At 42.8% G+C, this 19,447-nt stretch carries 18 protein-coding genes; 14 read left to right on the top strand and 4 right to left on the bottom strand.

From position 1 onward, the window contains the following. Window positions 1-107: 107 nt before the first annotated feature. Together K6Y31_RS00600 and K6Y31_RS00595 are read right to left on the bottom strand one after the other, a co-directional pair. A complete protein-coding gene (locus K6Y31_RS00600; RefSeq protein ID WP_233050940.1) occupies window positions 108-1,913 on the bottom strand; it encodes a DUF3413 domain-containing protein in 1,806 nt (601 codons plus the stop codon). A 95-nt stretch (window positions 1,914-2,008) separates the two neighbouring features. After that, window positions 2,009-2,221 carry a YejL family protein gene (locus K6Y31_RS00595; RefSeq protein WP_233050939.1) on the bottom strand — a complete coding sequence of 71 codons (213 nt, stop codon included), beginning with the start codon at window positions 2,219-2,221 and terminating at the stop codon, window positions 2,009-2,011. A gap of 74 nt (window positions 2,222-2,295) precedes the next feature. Here K6Y31_RS00595 and yejK point away from each other — a divergent pair, with 74 nt between their 5' ends. From yejK to K6Y31_RS00565, 6 genes are all read left to right on the top strand, one after another. Next, window positions 2,296-3,303: a nucleoid-associated protein YejK gene (gene yejK, locus K6Y31_RS00590; protein ID WP_233050938.1), complete on the top strand. Its 1,008-nt coding sequence runs from the start codon at window positions 2,296-2,298 to the stop codon at window positions 3,301-3,303. A 143-nt stretch (window positions 3,304-3,446) separates the two neighbouring features. Beyond that, the gene (gene malE, locus K6Y31_RS00585) at window positions 3,447-4,637 is read left to right on the top strand and encodes a maltose/maltodextrin ABC transporter substrate-binding protein MalE (RefSeq protein WP_233050937.1); all 1,191 of its coding nucleotides are present in this window, start codon (window positions 3,447-3,449) and stop codon (window positions 4,635-4,637) included. Continuing rightward, window positions 4,634-6,232, top strand: coding sequence for an ABC transporter permease subunit (locus tag K6Y31_RS00580; protein WP_233050936.1), 1,599 nt, complete (start codon window positions 4,634-4,636; stop codon window positions 6,230-6,232). The genes malE and K6Y31_RS00580 overlap by 4 nt, the downstream gene beginning before the upstream one ends. Beyond that, entirely contained in the window at window positions 6,225-7,106 is an 882-nt protein-coding gene (locus tag K6Y31_RS00575) for an ABC transporter permease subunit (RefSeq protein ID WP_233050935.1), read from the top strand. The genes K6Y31_RS00580 and K6Y31_RS00575 overlap by 8 nt, the downstream gene beginning before the upstream one ends. Then, window positions 7,087-8,220, top strand: a complete 1,134-nt coding sequence (locus tag K6Y31_RS00570; protein WP_233050934.1) for an ABC transporter ATP-binding protein — start codon at window positions 7,087-7,089, stop codon at window positions 8,218-8,220. The genes K6Y31_RS00575 and K6Y31_RS00570 overlap by 20 nt, the downstream gene beginning before the upstream one ends. Before the next feature lie 89 nt (window positions 8,221-8,309). After that, on the top strand, window positions 8,310-9,173 hold the full coding sequence (locus K6Y31_RS00565; protein ID WP_233050933.1) for a 6-carboxytetrahydropterin synthase: 864 nt from the start codon (window positions 8,310-8,312) through the stop codon (window positions 9,171-9,173). Between the two features lie 117 nt (window positions 9,174-9,290). On the opposite strand, the gene K6Y31_RS00560 is transcribed toward K6Y31_RS00565, so the two are convergent. Next, window positions 9,291-11,294, bottom strand: coding sequence for a methyl-accepting chemotaxis protein (locus tag K6Y31_RS00560; protein WP_233050932.1), 2,004 nt, complete (start codon window positions 11,292-11,294; stop codon window positions 9,291-9,293). A gap of 483 nt (window positions 11,295-11,777) precedes the next feature. Between K6Y31_RS00560 and K6Y31_RS00555 the strand changes: the two genes are divergently transcribed. The 6 genes from K6Y31_RS00555 (at window position 11,778) to K6Y31_RS00530 (ending at window position 16,765) form a co-directional block, all read left to right on the top strand. Then, window positions 11,778-12,137, top strand: coding sequence for an HIT domain-containing protein (locus K6Y31_RS00555; RefSeq protein WP_233050931.1), 360 nt, complete (start codon window positions 11,778-11,780; stop codon window positions 12,135-12,137). A 110-nt stretch (window positions 12,138-12,247) separates the two neighbouring features. Next, window positions 12,248-13,570 carry a COG3014 family protein gene (locus K6Y31_RS00550; RefSeq protein WP_233050930.1) on the top strand — a complete coding sequence of 441 codons (1,323 nt, stop codon included), beginning with the start codon at window positions 12,248-12,250 and terminating at the stop codon, window positions 13,568-13,570. A gap of 22 nt (window positions 13,571-13,592) precedes the next feature. Beyond that, window positions 13,593-14,003, top strand: coding sequence for a YcfL family putative periplasmic lipoprotein (locus K6Y31_RS00545; protein WP_233050929.1), 411 nt, complete (start codon window positions 13,593-13,595; stop codon window positions 14,001-14,003). 11 nt (window positions 14,004-14,014) lie between these two features. Next, on the top strand, window positions 14,015-14,611 hold the full coding sequence (gene lpoB / locus K6Y31_RS00540) for a penicillin-binding protein activator LpoB (protein WP_233050928.1): 597 nt from the start codon (window positions 14,015-14,017) through the stop codon (window positions 14,609-14,611). Between the two features lie 245 nt (window positions 14,612-14,856). Next, window positions 14,857-15,408 carry an alpha/beta hydrolase YcfP gene (gene ycfP, locus K6Y31_RS00535; protein ID WP_233050927.1) on the top strand — a complete coding sequence of 184 codons (552 nt, stop codon included), beginning with the start codon at window positions 14,857-14,859 and terminating at the stop codon, window positions 15,406-15,408. A gap of 70 nt (window positions 15,409-15,478) precedes the next feature. Further along, window positions 15,479-16,765, top strand: coding sequence for an NAD(P)/FAD-dependent oxidoreductase (locus K6Y31_RS00530; protein ID WP_233050926.1), 1,287 nt, complete (start codon window positions 15,479-15,481; stop codon window positions 16,763-16,765). Window positions 16,766-16,809: 44 nt separating this feature from the next. Here K6Y31_RS00530 and K6Y31_RS00525 read toward each other — a convergent pair whose 3' ends face one another. After that, window positions 16,810-17,298 (bottom strand): DUF2919 domain-containing protein, encoded by a 489-nt coding sequence (locus K6Y31_RS00525; RefSeq protein WP_233050925.1) that lies wholly within the window; start codon window positions 17,296-17,298, stop codon window positions 16,810-16,812. 260 nt (window positions 17,299-17,558) lie between these two features. On the opposite strand from K6Y31_RS00525, the gene K6Y31_RS00520 reads away from it, so the two are divergent. Beyond that, a complete protein-coding gene (locus K6Y31_RS00520; RefSeq protein WP_233050924.1) occupies window positions 17,559-18,530 on the top strand; it encodes a hypothetical protein in 972 nt (323 codons plus the stop codon). Between the two features lie 14 nt (window positions 18,531-18,544). Next, window positions 18,545-19,444, top strand: coding sequence for a DUF350 domain-containing protein (locus K6Y31_RS00515; protein ID WP_233050923.1), 900 nt, complete (start codon window positions 18,545-18,547; stop codon window positions 19,442-19,444). The last annotated feature ends 3 nt before the right edge of the window (window positions 19,445-19,447 follow it).

Genomic DNA, 19,447 nt, shown 5'->3' with positions numbered 1-19,447 from the left:
TATTAAGCATTTATTAACGCATTGCAAGCAACAATTGCCATTTCAAAACTGACTGCTCAGCAAATCATCAATGGCATAGCCAATTGGTTAGTTTTTAGGTTAAGTGGCTATTTTGTAGGATAAAAGCGTCGTAAATCATTTAAGACCTGCATCAGCACTGATACATCAGGCTCCGCTTTTGGAATAGGTTGATAACTGCGATCGAGTACATAAGTATCGCCTTTCGCGTTAAGCTCGATAATGCTGTCTTTTTGATAAACCACATAGTCATTATCATCTCCCATTAAAATGTAATTACGTTTTAATGGCTCGCGTAGGTTTTGCCCTGTTGAGTAAAAACGGCTCGGGGTTTTAGTCGCTAATACTTGTTCCATTAACGTAGGCACCATGTCTAAATGACTGGTGTCTTGATCAATTTGTTCTGGCGTCTGGCCCGGCCAGTGGATGACTAAAGGAACTTGTGTTTGCGGCCAACCATAGTTGGAGTGACTGCCCCATTGATTGGTTCCTAAATCATTGAACTCTTGTCCATGAGCGCCGGTAATAATGACAATGGAATCGTCAAACTGGTTTGACTGAGTCAAACTATCAAATACTTGGGCAAGTAAAACATCTGTGTAAGAAATTGCATTTTTATAACGATTAAATAAAGCTTCTTGTTGCTGAGAGTCGGCTATTTGTTTATTTTTTAGGGTGATTGCTGTAGGGCTAAATAGCTCAGGATAATCAGGTGGTGTTTCCATTGCCGATGCTGCAGTTAAATAAATAAAACTAAAACTCGGCTTAGATTGATTTTCTTTTTGCCAATCTTTCCACTCGTTAATCGCTTTGATATCGCCCTTAACCGCGCCCTCATTAGTGGCAACATCTAGCTGACTATTGGCTGCGATAGACTGCAGTGACGGCGCTTGATTACTGCTAAATAGACCCAGTTCATACCCTGCCAGCTGCAAATTGCTCAATAGCACAGAAGGGGTCTTATTTTGCTCTATGTCGGGCCAATAACGGCCCGGTAAGCCATAAAAGAAACTATAAATACCTAAATCTTCGTGATTACCGCCACTAAAATGGCTGCGATAATTTGTGCTCATTTGAGCGAAACGTGCCAAGTTTGGCATGTTGGTACTATTTAGCATATCGGCGCGTAGCGCATCGACCATGATCACCACGATATTTGGATATTGTGTTTGTAAGTTATGCTCGATTTTACGAAGAGGGTACTTAATTGTACGTCCTTCGTGATGTGGGTTTTGATGCGCTCTGATCTCAGCCTCATCAACCCATCCTTGACGGATTAAAAAAGACTTTGCTGTCATCGGATAAGAAAGTGGGAAGTTAGCTTTTTGCATGGTAATGGGGCGATAAAACGTGGCGTCTGCCCAGATGTTTACCAAGTGAGTTAAGAGAAACGCTACGATTAATGTTGCTGCTATTTTAGGGCCTCGATTAGCCAGATATAAGGGCCGTAAATTGCGCCAGATGAGCTCTGATGCGGTTAATTGCAACAAAAAGATAAAGGGGATGGCGATAAACAATAAATTGGCGGTGCTTGGATTGTTATCATTGAAGAGGTACTGCCACATCAACGGATTAAGGTGAAAACGAAATAAGCTAAAGCTCTGGGTATCCAGCAACAGTATGGTTAAGCCTGCGGTGGAAGCAAAAACGGCAAGTAACCGTAACATGCGCTCGTAAGGCACTAAAAAACTGATTGGGAAGATAAAAACTAAATAAAAAGCAAAACTGATAAAACTAAAATGGCCCAGCCAGCTGATCAGTAGATAAGATTGACCCAGTAAGGTTGGTGGCCATTCAGCAGCAACCAGGTATCGAATCGCAATAATCAAGGCAAACAGTATGTTAAAGCTACTAAACCAATGGCCCCAGCTTATTAGCTTGGAAACATTGTCCATATATCGATTACCAGTTTCGACCATAGCGATTTAAAATATCCATTATTGTTCTCTATTATTGCGCAAGCAAGACCTGCGCAAACAATAGCTTAGTATTATTTTACTGAGGCTGTGAGCGCTTTAGCAAACTTGTCTGCCACCGCGGCTCGTTGTTCGGCTTTAACACTTCCGTTAATTAGCTCAGTGGTGGCATTTCCGAGGACCATTAAGGCTAAATCTAATGGCGCTTCATGACGTTGTAACACATTGACAACGTCGTCAATGATTTGTTCCACGCGCTCATTAGAATATTTTGAAACGATTGGCATAAATATCCTGTGCTGATTGTTTTGGCAAAGCGGCATATAATACCCCACAGGTATCCTTAACACACTTTTTTTCTATGAGTCTTGAATTAAACAATATTATTTTACATTCCCTAGTGATGGGAAACGAGGGGCAATTGGTTTGTCGTACGCGAGACCAAGAGCTACCAGTTAATAACAGCGTAAACCACTTAGTGGAAGAACTACAAAGTAGTTACCAAAGTAAGGCTGGCAAAGGCTTTGGTTTTTTTTCTAATGAAGAAGACCATAATGGGGAATTTTCTCGATTATTACAGCAAGTGGTCTCTGATGAGACCAGTTTTGTTGAATTTTCGCAGTCAGCCGCGCATTTACTGGCTAATGAGGTATCCAAATACGAGTTTGCTGAAGAGGGCGTGTTGCTTCTTGCTAAGTACACTTGGGTGGCCAGTGATTACCTATTACTAGTGATGTTGGCAAATAAAGACACTGTGATGGTGACCGACGAGCTAGATATTAGCTCAAGCCGACATCTTGATCTGAGTAAAGCACAGTTAGCGGCCCGTATTGACTTAACTCAATGGCAACGAGAGCCGGAAAGTAATCGCTATATCTCTTATGTTAAAGGGCGAGTAGGGCGCAAAGTGGCTGATTTCTTTTTAGATTTTATGGGCTGCCAGCCGGGCCTTGATGCTAAGCAGCAAAATGTCGGCTTGATGAAAGCCGTTGATGAGTTTTGTCAAACCCAAGCGCTTCCTGAGACCGAAACCAAAGAATACCGCGAAACGGTATTTAATTACTGTGCCGAGCAGCTTAGCCAAGGTGAGGAAGTAGAATTAAAAACCTTAGCAGAAGTGTTACCAGAACAACAAAATGAAGCCAGCTTTTATGACTTTGTATCGCAAGATTACGAATTAGAAGAGCGCTTTCCCGTTGATCGCAGCACTATCCGTAAATTGACTAAGTATGTTGGCTCAGGTGGCGGCTTAAGTATTAGTTTTGATCAAAAACATTTAGGTGAGCGCGTGGTTTACGATGAGCTAACTGACACCTTGACCATCACCGGATTGCCACCCAACCTTAGAGAGCAATTAAAACGAAAATAGTTGTCTATTATGTCATTATGAGGGGAAGTGTTGCCTCTCATAATGATCGTTGTGGCAAAATGTTAATTCTTATCTTGTTATTTATTAACACTGTGAGATAACTGTTATCGTTTGTTTATTGCTATTCAAGGATTGAATTTGCTTTGAAGTGCCTGTTTTGCCGAGTTTGCTGCAGCTTGTTTGGTTTATTATTTTTCGCTAATACAGCAATGGCACAACCCCCTTTGACTATCTGGATGTCGGCGCAACAGAGTGTGTCAGGGATAAAAGCGATCGCGAAACGTTTTGAGCGAGCCTCGGGCATCAAAGTGATAGTGCAAACGCCACTATTTGCGGACGCTAAGTTTCCGTTATTTGCGCCTAACGGCAATGGCCCCGACATCATTTTAACTTACCATCACCATGTTGGCTTATGGGCCCGCCAAGGCTTACTAGCTGACATTGATTACAGCGTTCCATCTTTTTCTAAATATGTGCCCCTAGCCATTAATAGCCTCAAATACCAAAACCAATACTATGGTTATCCTTTGGGTATTGAAGTTTTGAACTTAGCTTACAATAAGAACTTGATTAACAACCCTCCCAGCACTTGGTATGAAATGCAATATTGGCAAAAAATACTCAGTCGCCAAGGTAAAAAATCCTTAGTTTGGCCTTATCGTGACACGGAAATGAGTTTTCCATTTTTGTCTGCATACGGTGCTTATAGTTTTGCTCATTCTGGATTTGTTTTTGATAGTCATAACGTTGGCTTAAATGCAGGGAAGGCTAGTCGTGGCATTGATTTTATTCGCGCATTGTTGGCGCAACAATGGCTGTCTGATGAGGTTAGCCAAGGGCAGATCGAGCGAGACTTTCGTCAACAGCAGCAAGCCATGATGTTAGTGAAACCGCAGCAATGGCAAAGCTTAAAGCAGCTTGGTTTTCAAGTTGGGTTAAGCGTACTTCCCACCATAGAGGGTGTACCACCTAAACCATTTATTAATGTATACAGTGCGTTAGTTAATCAATACAGCGACCAGAAGGATATTGCCGGGTATTTTATTGAAAATTATTTAACCACCGAGCAAGGGTTAGCATCACTTGATAATCAGGTGTCATTGGGAGTGCCTGCCTACATTCCATACTTGAATCAAGTGGCTAGTAACCCATGGATCCAAGCCAGTTTTAGCAGCTTAAAGTATGGTCAGTTGACGCCTAACACCCCTGAAATTAGTCGTTTTTTTAGTGTAATTATGGGCGTTTGGTTGCAACTCCCGAGTGATCGCACTGGCGCAGACATACTATTGGATGCTCAGCGCAAAATGATGCCGGCTGAGGTCGCGTTGCCATGAGATTAAATGAGGTAACTGAATTCAACAAGCGGCGTAGTTGGTTGTCGATAATCGATTTACTGTTAGGCGCTATCATTATTGTGTTGTTAGTTGTATTGCTGGCTGCCCAAGAATATGTTTTTGCTTTGCTCTTTTTTTGTCTTGCTTTGGCGGGGATGTGGGTTTATAGAAGCCGCGCTGGTCGTCCTTACCGCCTGATGTTTCCTGCGTTAGCGGTTATTTTTAGTTTTAGTGTGCTGCCCTTATTGTTCACGCTTTTTATGAGTGTGACTAATTACGCCAGTAGTCACATGAACTCTTTAGAAAGTGTCACCGCACGCCTACTAGAAGAATATTATGTCACAGGACTAACATATAAATACCAAGTGCTCGCCGATGGAGAGCTCTATCGGTTAAAGTTAATGCGACAAGATGAATCATATTTAAGCAATCCCTTCTCATTACCGCCCGTTGCAACACAATCTCTAAGTTTACGAGCCGGAGGCGCCTCTTTATTTTTGCCTGAGGCTGACTTGACTAAGCAAGTAATATTCCGACAAGCATTTGCCTTTGAGCCTTTAGTCTTACCAACTGGCCAACAGCTCACTCGGTTGGATTTTTCAACTTATGCGCTGGTAGCGACTCGTTATCGGCAATTAAATGAAGGCTTAGTGTTGGCGAACGGGACCATGATCCGCGATGAAAATACGTTATTTGATAATCAGACAGAGCACTTTTTACGTGCCAATATGGCCACAGGTTATTTTCAAGCCATTGATGGTCAAGGCGAATTTGTTGGCCCATATGTTACGCCTGGGTTTGTATTGCTAACCGGTGTCGAGCAGTATGCTGCGATTTTTACGGATCCTGCTAGCTTGTTACCGCTGCTAAAGGTGCTGAGTTGGACCTTAGTATTCGCAGCTTTATCCCTGCTAGGTAGTTTTTTTATCGGTTTGATTTTAGCGCAGTTAACGCTTCGTCCATTAGGGTATTGTGGTTATCTTTATCGGTGTATTTTATTGTTGCCTTGGGCTATTCCACCGTTTGTAAGCATATTAAGTTTTAAAGTGTTGCTCGCCCCGCACCATGGCGAACTGGCGAATTTGTTCATGCTGCTGTTTTCAACTACTCCTGACTGGGCTCATGATGTTGATTCGGCTCGTTATACACTACTAGGACTAAGTATTTGGTTGGGTTACCCTTATGTGATGTTGTTGGTTTTAGCCAGTTTAAAGCGCATTCCTGCTGTGTATTATGAAGCTGCAGCTGTGGCTGGTTACGGACCGTTACAACGTTTTTTTCATGTGACCTTTCCTTTGGTGCTTAAGCCATTAAAGCCCGTGCTAGTTGCACTTTTTGCTTTTAATTTACACAATTTCGTGTTGGTTTACTTATTCAATCAAGGTCGTCCGATGATGTTGGATGCCTTTCCTGCGGCAGGTTATTCACAATTATTGCTCAATTATGTTTATGCCATTGCATTTAGTGCTCAGCAAAATTATGCACTGGCCAGTGCCATTACCTCCTTTGGTTTAGTGCTCATTGGTTTGGTTGCGCTGGCTGGTTGGCGTTGGCTAAACAGCAATTCTCTGCCTGCGGGGATAAGGCATGCGTAACCCGTCTTATGCGTCTTGGTGGCAGCATTTAGTTTTGTGTTGTATCTGTGGGTTGATTTTAACGCCAGTGATATTGGTTGTATGGGTGTCTTTGGGCTCACCTGGAAGTCAAACTGGGCAGTGGACCTTGGATTATTGGCGTTTAGTGCTGGGGTTTGCGATACAAAACGATCAAGGCAAGTGGGTGACTTCTCCCTTTCCCGCGTTACTTTGGCTACTTAATAGTTTAAAAGTAGCTTTCATTTACGCGGTTTTGAGCACCGTCCTCGCCGCAATGGCCGCTTATGGCTTAGTCCGTAAAAATATATATGCCTCCAAGCCCATCGCAAATGGTCTGTTGTTTATGCAGTTTTTCCCGTCGGTGTTGGCGTTGGTTGCGGTGTATATTTTAGTGCGCAAACTTGGTTTTTATATTCCTAGTTTAGGCGTGAACAGTCACGGTGGCTTGGTGGTGGTTTACTTAGGTGGCTTAGCTTTTTTTATTTGGTTTTTAAAAGAGCAAATCGCAGGGCTGCCTAGTGAGTATGAAGAAAGTGCTCGCGTGTCATCGGCTAGCTCATGGCAAACCATGACATATGTTATTTTACCACTCCTGTTACCCGGTCTATTGGTGACTTTTTTGATTTCTTTTACGATGGCGTTTGGCGAATTTCCACTGGCGTCGATTTTATTGCAGCAACAAGACCAGTACACGTTAGCAATTGGGTCGCAATTTTACCTCTCTGAGCAATATTACAACTGGGGGGAGTTTTGCGCCTTTGCATTACTCAGTGCTAGCCCAGCAGTTATTTTATTACTATTGATTCAGTACTGGCTGGTTCATTTTAGTCAAACACCTGTTAAAGAGTCCGATTATGTCGCAGTTGATCCTTAGTCATGTCAGTAAGTCATTTATTAGTCAGGGGCGTCCTGACCTGCTATTAGACATTAATTTATATGTCGATGAGGGTGAATGCCTTGGCATTGTAGGGTCTTCTGGCTCGGGTAAGTCGACTTTGCTGAGGATGATTGCGGGGTTAGAAACCTTGACTCAAGGTGAGATCTTTATCGATCAAAAGCTGATGAATACTGTGCCTGTGACCCGTCGAGGTTTGGAGATGGTATTTCAGCAACATGCTTTATTTCCCCATATGACGTTAGAGCAGAACATTTTGTTTGGTTTGAAGCATCGGTCGCTAACTAAGGCGGAGCAAAGGCAGCGAGTTAAATGGGTAAGTAAGTTATTCGACTTAGAACGGGTGATAAATCAGTTGCCGATGCATCTATCCAGTGAAAATATACAACGAGGCGCGCTAGCTAAAGCTATCGCCCCACAGGCTTTGCTGGTTTTGCTTGATGAGCCGTTTGCCGGCTTGTCAGGTGATACGAGAAGTCAGTTAAGGCTTGAGCTTAACCGTGTTCAGCGTCAACTTGGCACTACTTTTGTGATGACGACTCATCACTATCAAGATGCAATGGCGGTGGCAGATCGTATGGCGGTGATAAGTCATTTATCTGATCAAACCATGACTAACCTTGAGCAAGTAGGCCCGCCACTTGAGCTTTATCATAACCCTAGAAATACCCAAGTCGCGCAGTTAATTGGTGAGCCTAAAATGTGTTTTTTAAAAGGGGCGCTGGTCGAAACCAATAATAAGCTTAGTATGGTCAAGCTTACTTCAGGTGAGCGAATTGCGGTGCAAGTCGATACCCGTCAAGGGGAGGTCGGTTCAGCCATCACGCTAGGGATCAGAGCAGAGCATTTGCGGTTAGCGCAGAATCCGCAAGAAACACACCTCCTAGCGCAAGTGGTTGGCATTGATAAGTTTGGCGCGGATACGTTTGTGTACCTAAATCATCAAGGCAGGCAACTGGTATTGAGAATGATAACGGCCACTGCTTTGCCCTCCGTCAGTGAGATACCGCTGCACTTTCCAAGCGAGGCCTGCTATTTATTCAATGATCAGGGGATTGCTTTTCCAAGAACCTCTGAGCAGCTTTATTTATGATTAACCCAATTATTGACCTTACTTTTTCTCCCTTGTTGCTAAGTCAGATCCCGTTATAATAGCCTCTTGATTGTTAATTTGGTCCTATTATGAAATTGTTTGTGAAAGCCCTTACCGTGATTGATTCTTCTTACTTAGATACGACGAGAGGGATGGTAGGAGAAAGCTATCAAGTAGATGTCGAGCTTGATGGGCGTGTTAATGATCAAAATATGCTGCTGGACTTTTCGTTAGTCAAAAAGCAAATTAAATCGATCATTGATGATGTGGTTGATCATAAATTGATTGTTCCAACTCAGGTCGCGGGTATTTCAGTGGTAGGGACACAGCAACAACAAATTCGCTTTCCCCTAAATACTGGCGAAGCTATTGTGCTGAACGGACCAGCTGAAGCCTACTGTTTACTAGAGAGTGAATGCGTTTCAATCGCTGGATTGACCGCTTATTTGGAGCACGCTATTTTATCTCAGTTACCCAATAATATAACTGGCTTGAAGCTAAATTTAAGTCACGAAAAAATTGATACCCCTTTTTATCATTACAGTCACGGTTTAAAAAAGCATGATGGCAATTGCCAGCGCATTGCACATGGTCATCGCTCGCGTTTAGATATCTTCCTTGATGACAAGTGGGAGCATGGGCTTGTTGACCACTGGGCTAAGGCTTGGCAGGACATTTACCTAGGTAGTATGGAAGATAAAGTGGACTTAGCGGATCTGTCAATTCAGTGCGATCAACAGCAGCAGAGTTATGCCTTTCAATACACGGCTTCTCAAGGCTTGTTTGAGTTGATCATTCCTCAGCGTTTGTGTCAATTACTACCCCTTGATACTACCATTGAAAGTTTAACCGAGTACCTTTGTCATACGATTAAAGCTGATCATCCCACATGTAAAGTCAAGGTGATGGGCTATGAAGGCATAGGCAAGGGCGCAATAGTAGAGCTTGATTAAATGCACTATTAACGAAAAAATCATATATTTAAGCAGTGATGAGATAGCAAAAAGCCGAGTAAAACTCGGCTTTTTTGTTGCTTACTGACCAGCGTTAAAGTGCGTCATTTCGTCTATTTAAAGCTTAAATCGGGTAACGAGTTTATCTTGGTTTGCGGCAAGATCTTCTAACACATGACCAGTGCTGGCTAACTCTTCAATACCTTGGTAGTTTACATCGGAGATATCAGAGATGCGGTTTAAGTTATTCGCTATCTCGGCGCTGGTGGCTTGTTGTTGCTCAGCCGCTGCCGCAATCTGACTACTCATATCGGATATCAAAGTAATAATGCCTTGAATTTCTTCCATTGCACCGTTGGCATCTGAGCTTTGCGCGATACTCGCTTCCATTTCTGTTGAACACTCAGCCATTACGTCAACCGCTTTTTTGGCACTGGTTTGTAGGTTTTCAATCATGCTTTGAATTTCTGTGGTCGAGTTGGTTGTTTTTTGCGCTAAGTCTCTCACCTCATCAGCAACCACTGCAAAACCTCGGCCTTGCTCACCGGCACGTGCCGCCTCTATTGCCGCGTTTAATGCAAGTAGATTAGTTTGCGCTGCAATGCCTCTAATAACATCTAATATACCGCCGATGTTGTTGCTTAAATTGCCTACTTCGGCGATCACTGTACTTGAATTCTGGATTTTACTTGAAAGTTGGTGAGTCGTTGAGATGTTGTGGGCCATCACTTCTCGGCCCGTGTTTGAAGCTTGCTCTACGTGATTGACTTGCTCTAATGTTGAGTGTGCGGCATTGGCGACTTCACGCACCGACTGCTCCATTTCGGTCATGGCCGCGGCGACACTGGCGGTTTCATGGCGTTGGTTGTCTAGCTCATGCTTCGACTTATCCATCGTTGACTGGTTGAGTTTGGCAAGATCTGACAGCTTGTGCGAGGCCTCTGCAAGCTCAGATAAAATAGCGCGCATTTGCTTAACCAGGATGTTGACTTGTTCGGCTAATTGACCGAACTCATTGTTGCTTTTGTAGCCTACCTGTTGCGTCATGTCACCATCCGTTACGGCAGTTAATACATTTAAAATTGCCTGTAATGGTTTGCGGATACTGACAGCAACGCTGAATGCCACGACAAACGCCACTATTAATGAAATAACGGCCACAACAATCAGGTTACTACGGCTAGTGATGAGGGTGCTTTTTGTATTTTGTACTGCACTGGATACCACCGCTTCCGCGCTATTGTTAATTTCAATCAACATATTAATAGCTTGGTTAACCTGTTCGGCACTTTGCTGTACTTGCGTGATGATGCCTTCTTGAGTAATCATCAGTTTTTGGTAATCAGCTAACAGGCCTGATTTGGGATCGGTGGTGTCTTTTACAAGTTGTGCCACTAAGTCAGCCGCTTGGCCAGAAAACTCTGGGTTTATTTTTGCGAGTGTTTTTGCAGCATTCTCTATCGAACGGATCTGAAATTTATTGCGTCTCAAGGTGGATTTTACTTTTGCGGGGTCTTCTTGATTAAGCGCGTCATTGGTACTCAGTTCTAAAAGGGATATTTTTGAAACCATGGCATCGGCTGTCGCTGCGGCACTCGGATCGTCTTTCGCTAAACTGACTATTTTTTGTTTAAGGTTCGGTGTCATTACCGCGAATTGACTTTTTAGTGAAGTGAACTTTGCGCGTTGAGTAACAAAATCAATCCATAGCGGCATTACATCGTTAGCTGTAGCAAAATAAAGCACCTCTTGCTCGGTGATGCTGGCAACCTGTCCACTTAATCCACCTTGACCTTGTGCCATCTGCGCTAACTGGTTCAGTTCAGACTCAAAACTTTGTTGTTTTTCTTTGAAACGAGTAACTAGGTTACTTAATTCTTCTGGTTTATCACTGAGTAGAAAATATTTAAGATCATTATCGGCTTGCAGCAGTGCAACCGCTGTTTTACTGGTTTGTAAAACAAGGGGCGTAGCGCGTTCGGTAACGTCAGCCATAGCACTTTCAAGCTTGTTGCCTGTTTGTAAGGACATAAAGTTAGTGAACAACAACATGAGCACTAACAAAACAAAGCCCAAACTTACTTTGCGTATGATGGATAGATTGTTCCAAAAGTTTTTCATAAAATACTCGTGCTTTGCATTAGAAAGAGAGGCCAAGGCCCTTGTTTTTATTAAGCAAGCATAGATATAAAATGTGGCACTTATTCTGTGCCTCAAACATTTTTTACCTAAGGCATCCCTTATACCCGTAATTGTGACGCATCCTGCGTCTTACTTTTTTTGCTTTCCTATATTGTTATCGTTAAATGCTTATTTATCTTTAACTTAACTATCAAAAATGACATTTTTTCTTACAACTTTGGAGTGCATCACCCTTTTTAACTAATTGTAACATTCAAAATCTCATTCAATTTAATGAGGATCAAGTTATCACTAGTGTCAAATCTAGACACCTCAAGGTTTCGGCAGATAGATCAAAAGAGAGTCAAGTAAGGAAGGCTTTTATCGCAATTACATTGGCTTAGAAAAAACATGCTTAATGATAAGCCTTCTGTCATTATATGGTATATATCACAATTTTAACCACTACATAGGGGATAGGACATGGCTCAGGAAACCATCTTTAGTAAAATTATTCGTCAAGAGATTCCCGCTACCTTGTTATACCAAGACGAGTTGGTGACCGCTTTTCCAGACATTGCGCCAAAAGCTAAAGTGCATATTTTAATTGTACCAAATAAACAAATTGCCACCGCCAATGATATTGAAATTGAAGATGAAGTAGTCATTGGTCGGATGTACCGTGTTGCTAAACAATTGGCGAAAGAGCAGGGCATTGATGAATCAGGCTACCGTTTGATCATGAATTGTAATGAGCATGGCGGCCAAGAGGTTTACCATATTCATTTGCATTTGGTCGGAGGCGAGCCGTTAGGTCCAATGCTGACGGTTAATAAATGCTAACAAACGTTATTCGGTGCCAATGGTATTCTTGTTTTATACTGCTTGTGTTGCTGGTTAGCGGGTGTTCAACATCGAATGTCAAAAATATTTTTGTCACATACAGCGCACAGATGCAGCCGCAGCGAACCTTGGTCGCACAAGGTCAATTTGGCCTTGCTGCAGACAGTATTGAGCCGGGCTCTCCCACAGAACATAACCATACCTTGTTGTTATTGGAAAAAGGTAGAGCTCAGTTTCTCGCTCAGCAATGGCAACAAAGCTTAGAAACTTTTAAGCAGGCTGATGCAGTTTTAGTGGCACAAGATAAAGCGGCGCAGTACCGTTTATCACAAGGTATCAACCAACTAAGCACAGCAATAAGCAACGATAATGCCATCATCTATGCTGTGCCAAGTTATGAGCGTACTTTATTACACCATTATTTAGCCTTGAACTATCTTGCTTTACAGCAACCTGAGGCGGCATTAGTTGAAATTCGCAGGGCGAATCTGCAACAAGAAAAAGCCTTAGCGGAGCATCAAGTTTGGTTACAGAGTGCGGTAGATAAGGCCAAGCAGAATGGAATACTTGCCGATACGCAAAGTGCCTTAAATGCCTACCCGGATATGAGTGGGGTTATTGGTGAGCTGAAAAATGGCTATCAAAATGCTTATACTTTTTATTTTTCGGCGCTGTTATACGATGCTGCGCGGGAATACAATTCGGCGTACATCGATTACAAACGTGCGTTAGAAATTACCCCCGATAATATCTATGTTCAACGCCGCTTATTTGATTTAGCTAACCAGCTGAATATGGTTGATGATATTGCACAGTTTGAACGTGACTTTAGGCAACTTAAACCAAGGGTTGAACATAATACATCGACGGCTAGAGTGGTGTTCTTGATTGAGTCTGGACTTATTGCAGCTAAGCAGGAAGTGCGCTTACCGGTGCCAATCCGTTCTTCTGATGGCTATTATGGTGTTTTTAATGTGGCGATGCCTGTTTATCAGCCCGACGGCCAGGCACAGAGTTTTTCTATTATTGATGAAGGCCGTCGACTTGATGCCGCCCCCATTGCCAAGCTGACTGCAATGGCGGCAAAACAGTTACAAGAAGATTTAACCGGGCAGTTAATCCGTCAGGGGATCCGTTTGTTCGCCAAAGAAATGTTACGCCAGAAAGTGGCAAAAGAAGCGGGTGATTGGGGAAATTTGTTGATTAACCTTTACAATATGGCCTCGGAAACAGCCGATACACGAAGTTGGAGCCTATTACCTAATGAGGCTCTTGTTATTGATACTCATCTTGCTCTCGGTCAGCACGGCGTGATATTACGAGATGGCCGTCACCAACACCCTATCGATTTCAAGGTTCAGGCCGGTAAGCTAAATTTAGTCTTGATCTCGGTACAAAACAGCGGTATCACTAGTCAGGTCTTTCCTTTATGAATCACTCAATAGGTCTTCAATTATGAATCTATTTAGTAAATGGTCTATTTGTTTAACAGCTTTATTACTAGGGGCTTGTAGCCAAAACACCTCGGGAATAGACTTAAGTATCGATAGTATCAACGCTCAACCAGTAGTTAAAATAGACAATCATAATTTGGCAAACAAGTTAGTATTAAATGATATTAAGACCAAAGTGGTCAACGATTTATTAGTTGTTCACGCAAGTGCAATCAGTACCACAGATACAGATCAAACCTTGCAATATAAGTTTTATTGGTTTGATCAATTTGGTTTTGAAGTTGAGCGCGATGGCACGCCATGGCGACCGTTAAAGTTACACGGGCACCAGCACGTAACCGTTCAAGCAACAGCGCCCAGTGCCAGTGCGGCACAAGCACATATCTATATTCGAGAAGTAGTTAAACAGTAAGGTTTATTGAGATGAAGAAGACACTGATGGCAGTATCAATCGGTATTGCAGCGTTAACCATGGCGGGTTGTTCCAATCAAATTAGCTACGGTGATGCAACCGAAGTAGAGACCACCGACATTGGTTTTGGCTCAACTGACCTACAAAAAGTCGCCCAAGACATGACTGACGATATGTTGACCTTTCCTGCGGTTGTAGCGATCACCGCCAAAGCACGTCCTGTGGTGTATGTTGAGCGTATTAAGAATAAAACCAGTGAGCACATTGATACTGAGTCTATCTCAGATACTATTTCAACTAATTTACTACGCTCAGGTAAGTTTCGCTTTGTTGACATGGGACGCGTTGCAGCGGTGCGCCAACAGTTAGAGTTTCAAAATGACGGCGGTATGGTTGACCCAACCACGGCCATTTCGTTTGGCAAGCAAATCGGCGCGCAATATATGCTCTATGGCAATTTGTCTAGCATAGTGAAAGACAACGGCAAAAAGAAAGACGTATATTATAAATTCACAATGCGCTTGATGGACTTGCAAAGTGGCATCATTGAATGGGCGGATGAAACAGAAATTCGCAAGCTGGAAGAACGCAATAAGTTCGGATTATAAACGTAACAGCCCGCTTTATGCGGGCTTTTATCTCGAACAAAAGTGAAACCTCGAGAGACAAACCGACCCTAGAGAATTGAAACTTTCTTACTTCGCTTTCAAATGAGCATGATTGTGCATTGTGAATGAGCTGAGGGATAAAGATGCAAGTGACCAGCGTGTTTATCGGGGTAAATTGATATTTAATAAAATAGACTAGCCTAAACTCGCAAAAGACGGGTAACACAGGCAACGAAGGAGAGCTTATGATTATCTACTTGCACGGGTTTGATGCTACAAGTCCGGGTAATCATGAAAAAGTGATGCAACTGAAATTTATTGACGATGATGTACGCTTTGTTCATTACAGTACTATCCACCCCAGAATGGATATGAGCCATTTACTAAAAGAAGTACACAAGCATATCCAACACTGTGAAGATGAATCTCCGCTTATCTGTGGTGTCGGACTCGGTGGCTATTGGAGTGAGCGCATTGGTTTTTTATGTGGTATTCGCCAAGTATTACTCAATCCTAATCTTCATCCGGAAGACAACATGGTCGGGAAAATAGAGTGGCCAGAAGAATATACGGATATCGGGAGTAAGTGTGTGTCGGATTTTCGTAATAAAAATTCAGGAAATTGCCTATGTATCCTTTCAACTGGCGATGAAGTATTAGATAATAGTAAATCTGAAACGGAACTGAAAGAATATTACGAAATAGTGTGGGATGAAAAGCAAAAACACAAGTTCCGAGATATTTCCCATCACTTACAAACGATAAAAAAATTTAAAGCTCAGGGAAGCCTCGCTTAAGTCTGAATACTCTACTAAGACTAAAATAGTGCAGCCCTCTGCGCTATTTTGCTTTTGACTGGAGTATTACATGACCAAAATCATTGTTGTTGGTGGCGGTGCAGGCGGATTAGAGCTTGCCACTAAGTTAGGTCGAAAATTAGGCCGAAATAAGAAAGCGCATATCACCTTAGTCGATAAAAATCGCACCCACCTATGGAAACCGTTATTACACGAAGTTGCAGCTGGCTCACTTGATGATGGCGTAGATGCCCTTAGTTATCGTGCTCACGCAAAAAATCACGGCTTTTATTTTCAACTTGGCACTCTGTCAGCGATTTCACGTGAGCAAAAAAGCATTACTTTGGGCGCCATGTTAGATGATGATGGCTCAGAAGTGCTTAGAGAGCGTCAACTTGATTACGATATTTTAGTCATGGCGCTGGGCAGTGTCAGTAATGATTTTGGTACGCCAGGGGTAAGAGATCACTGTATTTTCTTAGATAGTCCAGAGCAAGCACATAAATTCCACCATAAAATGCTCAATAAATTTTTACAATTAGGGGAAAAACAAACGGCGGCAGTGAGCGTTGCTATCGTCGGTGCGGGGGCAACGGGGGTTGAGTTGTCTGCTGAGTTATTTAACTCTCTTAAGCAAGTAAAAAGTTATGGCTTTGATGATATGTCGGCCAGTGACTTACATGTCACATTAGTTGAAGCGGGGGATAAAATTTTACCTGCATTGCCGCTGCGCATTTCAAGTGCGGCGCATCATGAATTAACAGAATTAGGCGTTGATGTTAGAACGGCAACGATGGTGACGCAAGCCACGCCTGAAGGCTTAATGACCAAATCAGGTGAGTTAATAGAGTCTGATCTGATGGTTTGGGCGGCAGGGATCAAAGCGCCTGACTTCATGAAAGAGATTGCTGGACTTGAAACTAACCGCGCCAATCAATTAGTGGTTAAAGCCAATTTGCAAACCACTTTAGATGAGAACATTTATGCTCTGGGTGATTGCGCTGCCTGCACTTTGGCCGATGGCACGCAAGTTCCACCTCGCGCGCAATCAGCACATCAAATGGCCAGCTGTGTGTACAGCAATATTTTAGCCCGCCTAAAAGGTAAACCAGAAAAAGACTATGTTTATAAAGATCATGGCTCTTTAGTCTCACTTAGCCAATTTAGTACAGTGGGTAGTTTAATGGGCAATTTGATGCGTGGCTCGATGATGGTAGAAGGGCGCATGGCGCGATTAGTCTACGTGTCCTTGTATCGTATGCACCAAATAGCATTACATGGCTACATTAAAACAGCATTAATGACGGTCGTTGGCCGGATCAACCGAGTATTACGACCGCGATTAAAATTGCATTAGTGCGATAGTTACGATTTGTCTTAGACCCTAGGAAAATGCCTGCTTTATGCAGGTATTTTTTTATTGGCTGTTTTCTTACCAATCTGATAATTGTTAAAGCAATCGGCTAAACGTTGGCTCTTTAAGGTGTAGAGTAAAATCCAACTCACCAGAACGAGTTGTAAAGCACTGGCCCAAGAATAGCTAAAATGTTGATCCACAATGGCATTAAGCAATAAGCCAAAATCGATGAGAACAGCAAACAGCAGCAATGCTCTGCCTTTGTGCCAAAGCGGCGCGATCCATTTATTTTCTTTACGACTTGCGATGAGAAATAACACAACCGCTAACGCGCCACTGGCCATGCCCATAAAAAAGTGTACTTTGATGGGATAAAACAGTGCCATAATTTTACTGCCATCAGGGCGGATTGTCGCTGACATGATCCAAATGACCCAAGTTCGTGCTAGAAAAAATAAGCTAGCATAAAACCAAATAGGTGGCTTAAGATCGCCATTATTGTCATATTGTGAGATAGGGTATAAATGTCGCATGGCGTGGTTATCCTTAACGTAGAGCCACAGATTAAACAGATATGTGGGCTGTGTCACGAATTTCAAGTACAGCGATACTGATATCTGTTTTCGTAACCCTTTTTAATAACTGCTGTGTTTTACTATTCTTGCTGTGAGACGTTTTATACTGGCGAGGAGCTTATTTTAGAAATAGCAACTAACACATTAATATCGCTGTTAATTTTCATTTATTTTAAGTAAAGTCTGGGCATTATCAGTCTATAGACTAAGGGAGCAAAATGAACCATCCGAAGGTGGGGGCATTTTTATTATTTTGGCTTGTATTATTTATCTCTGGGTGCAGTGATAAGTTGGGGGAGGCCATTGATGCTAACTCACGTGTGGCCAAGCTACGCTTAAATACCCTTGCGAGTGAATTAGATGCGGGGCAAGTACGCAATGCCACCTTACTAAAACAATACGCCACTTTGCTTAAACAGCAAAAGCCAGATTATGGGCCGTTGATTGATGAGCTGGCTAAAGATGCGACTACCTCCGGCCCGATGTTTACCGGGCTGCAAAAGCGTTTAAAACAAGCGATTGACTCGCCACAAAACTTTGTATCCAAAGAAGAGCAGCTGGCAGAGCTTGAAAATATTGTAGAGGCGGCGAATCCTGATCTGTTTTCAGATGCCTTATCTGATCCCATTAATGTACTGGCAGATATGTCCGATGGCAAATTAGCTCGGGTTAATGCGGTAAGTAAGCAATCGAGTCTGCAAGCTAATGGTGCGCAAGATTTTGGTGATGGCAGTCAGTTAGTGGGCAACCCAAATTACGGCCAGTGGAGTCAAAATAGTAATGGCGTATCGTTTTGGGAATGGTACGGCATGTACGCGTTATTCTCGAATTTAACGCGGCCTGTACTTTATGATTCATGGTCTCGCAACCGTGATTACAGTTATTACAACGATTATGGTCGTTCGCGCTACACCAGTCCTAAACAATATAAAAGCCAAGAGCAGCAAGTTGCTCGTACCAGCAAAAAATTTGGCAATAATAATAGTAAATTTAGCAGTCCTTACGCTAAGAGCCGTACCGGCAGTAGTCAAGTGTCTAGTGCCAGCCAAAAAGCCAAGGCGACGACTCACTTTGCTAGCCGATCGAGTTACTCCAATGCTAAGTCCAAATCAAGCCGCACTACTTCAAACAGTAGTAGCTTTCGCACAAATCGTAATACTAGCTCGCGTAGCCCCAGTCGTGGCAAATAAGGAAGGGCAATAACATGAACACTATCAATGCCATTTTAGAATTTAATCCGGAACTTTTAGTCTACCTTTTTATCGATGTGGTGATAGCTATTTTGTTGCTAAGTACGATGCGCTATATCATGGGGGTGATGGGCAAAATCGATACTACTGAAGAGCTGGCCAAACGTGATAATTTTGCCTACGGCATTAGTATGGCTGGCAGCGTGCTGGCCATGGGCATTGTACTAACCGGAGCCATCACTGGTGAAAGCGCTAACAACTACCTGAATGAAATCATTGGCATGTCAGTATATGGTATTGCTGGCTTACTCTTAATAAAAGCGGGCCGTTGGGTACATGATAAGTTTTCCCTGGGTCAGTTTAATAAGGCGCAGTTAATTTTAGAGCGTAATACAGCGGTTGCGCTCACCGATGCCGCAAGTGCCATTGCTACAGCTATTATTATTCGCGCCGTACTCATTTGGGTAGAAGGCTTTGGCATTTCAACCTTTATCGCTATCCTGACTGGTTGGTTGATCAGCCAAATAATTTTAGTTTTAGTGTCACGTATTCGTGAAAAACGCTATAACCAAAGTAATGTTGCGGGTTTTCAGCCTGCACTTATTCAAGGCAATGTAGCATTAGCGGTGCGTTACAGTGGCCACCTCATTGGTACTGCGATCGCAGTAACCGCTGCAAGTCACTTTGTGTTCTATGATCCTGAATACTTAGTGGCAGGGCTATTATCGTGGTTTGGTATTAGTTTGATCATGATGGTGCTACTTAAAGTACTGGCCCATATTGCCAAGCGCATGGTGTTGATGGGGATTCAGCGTGATGTTGAGATAGAACAGCAACACAACGTTGGTGTAGCGTCTATTGAGTTTGCGATTAATGTATCGATTGCGTTAGTTCTTAGTGCATTAATGGCTTAAAAT

Source organism: Motilimonas cestriensis (genome assembly GCF_021295315.1).
GTDB lineage: Bacteria > Pseudomonadota > Gammaproteobacteria > Enterobacterales > CBDFNC01 > Motilimonas > Motilimonas cestriensis.
Note: the sequence above shows the minus strand (reverse complement) of the source record. Positions and strands in the feature narration are given on the sequence as shown.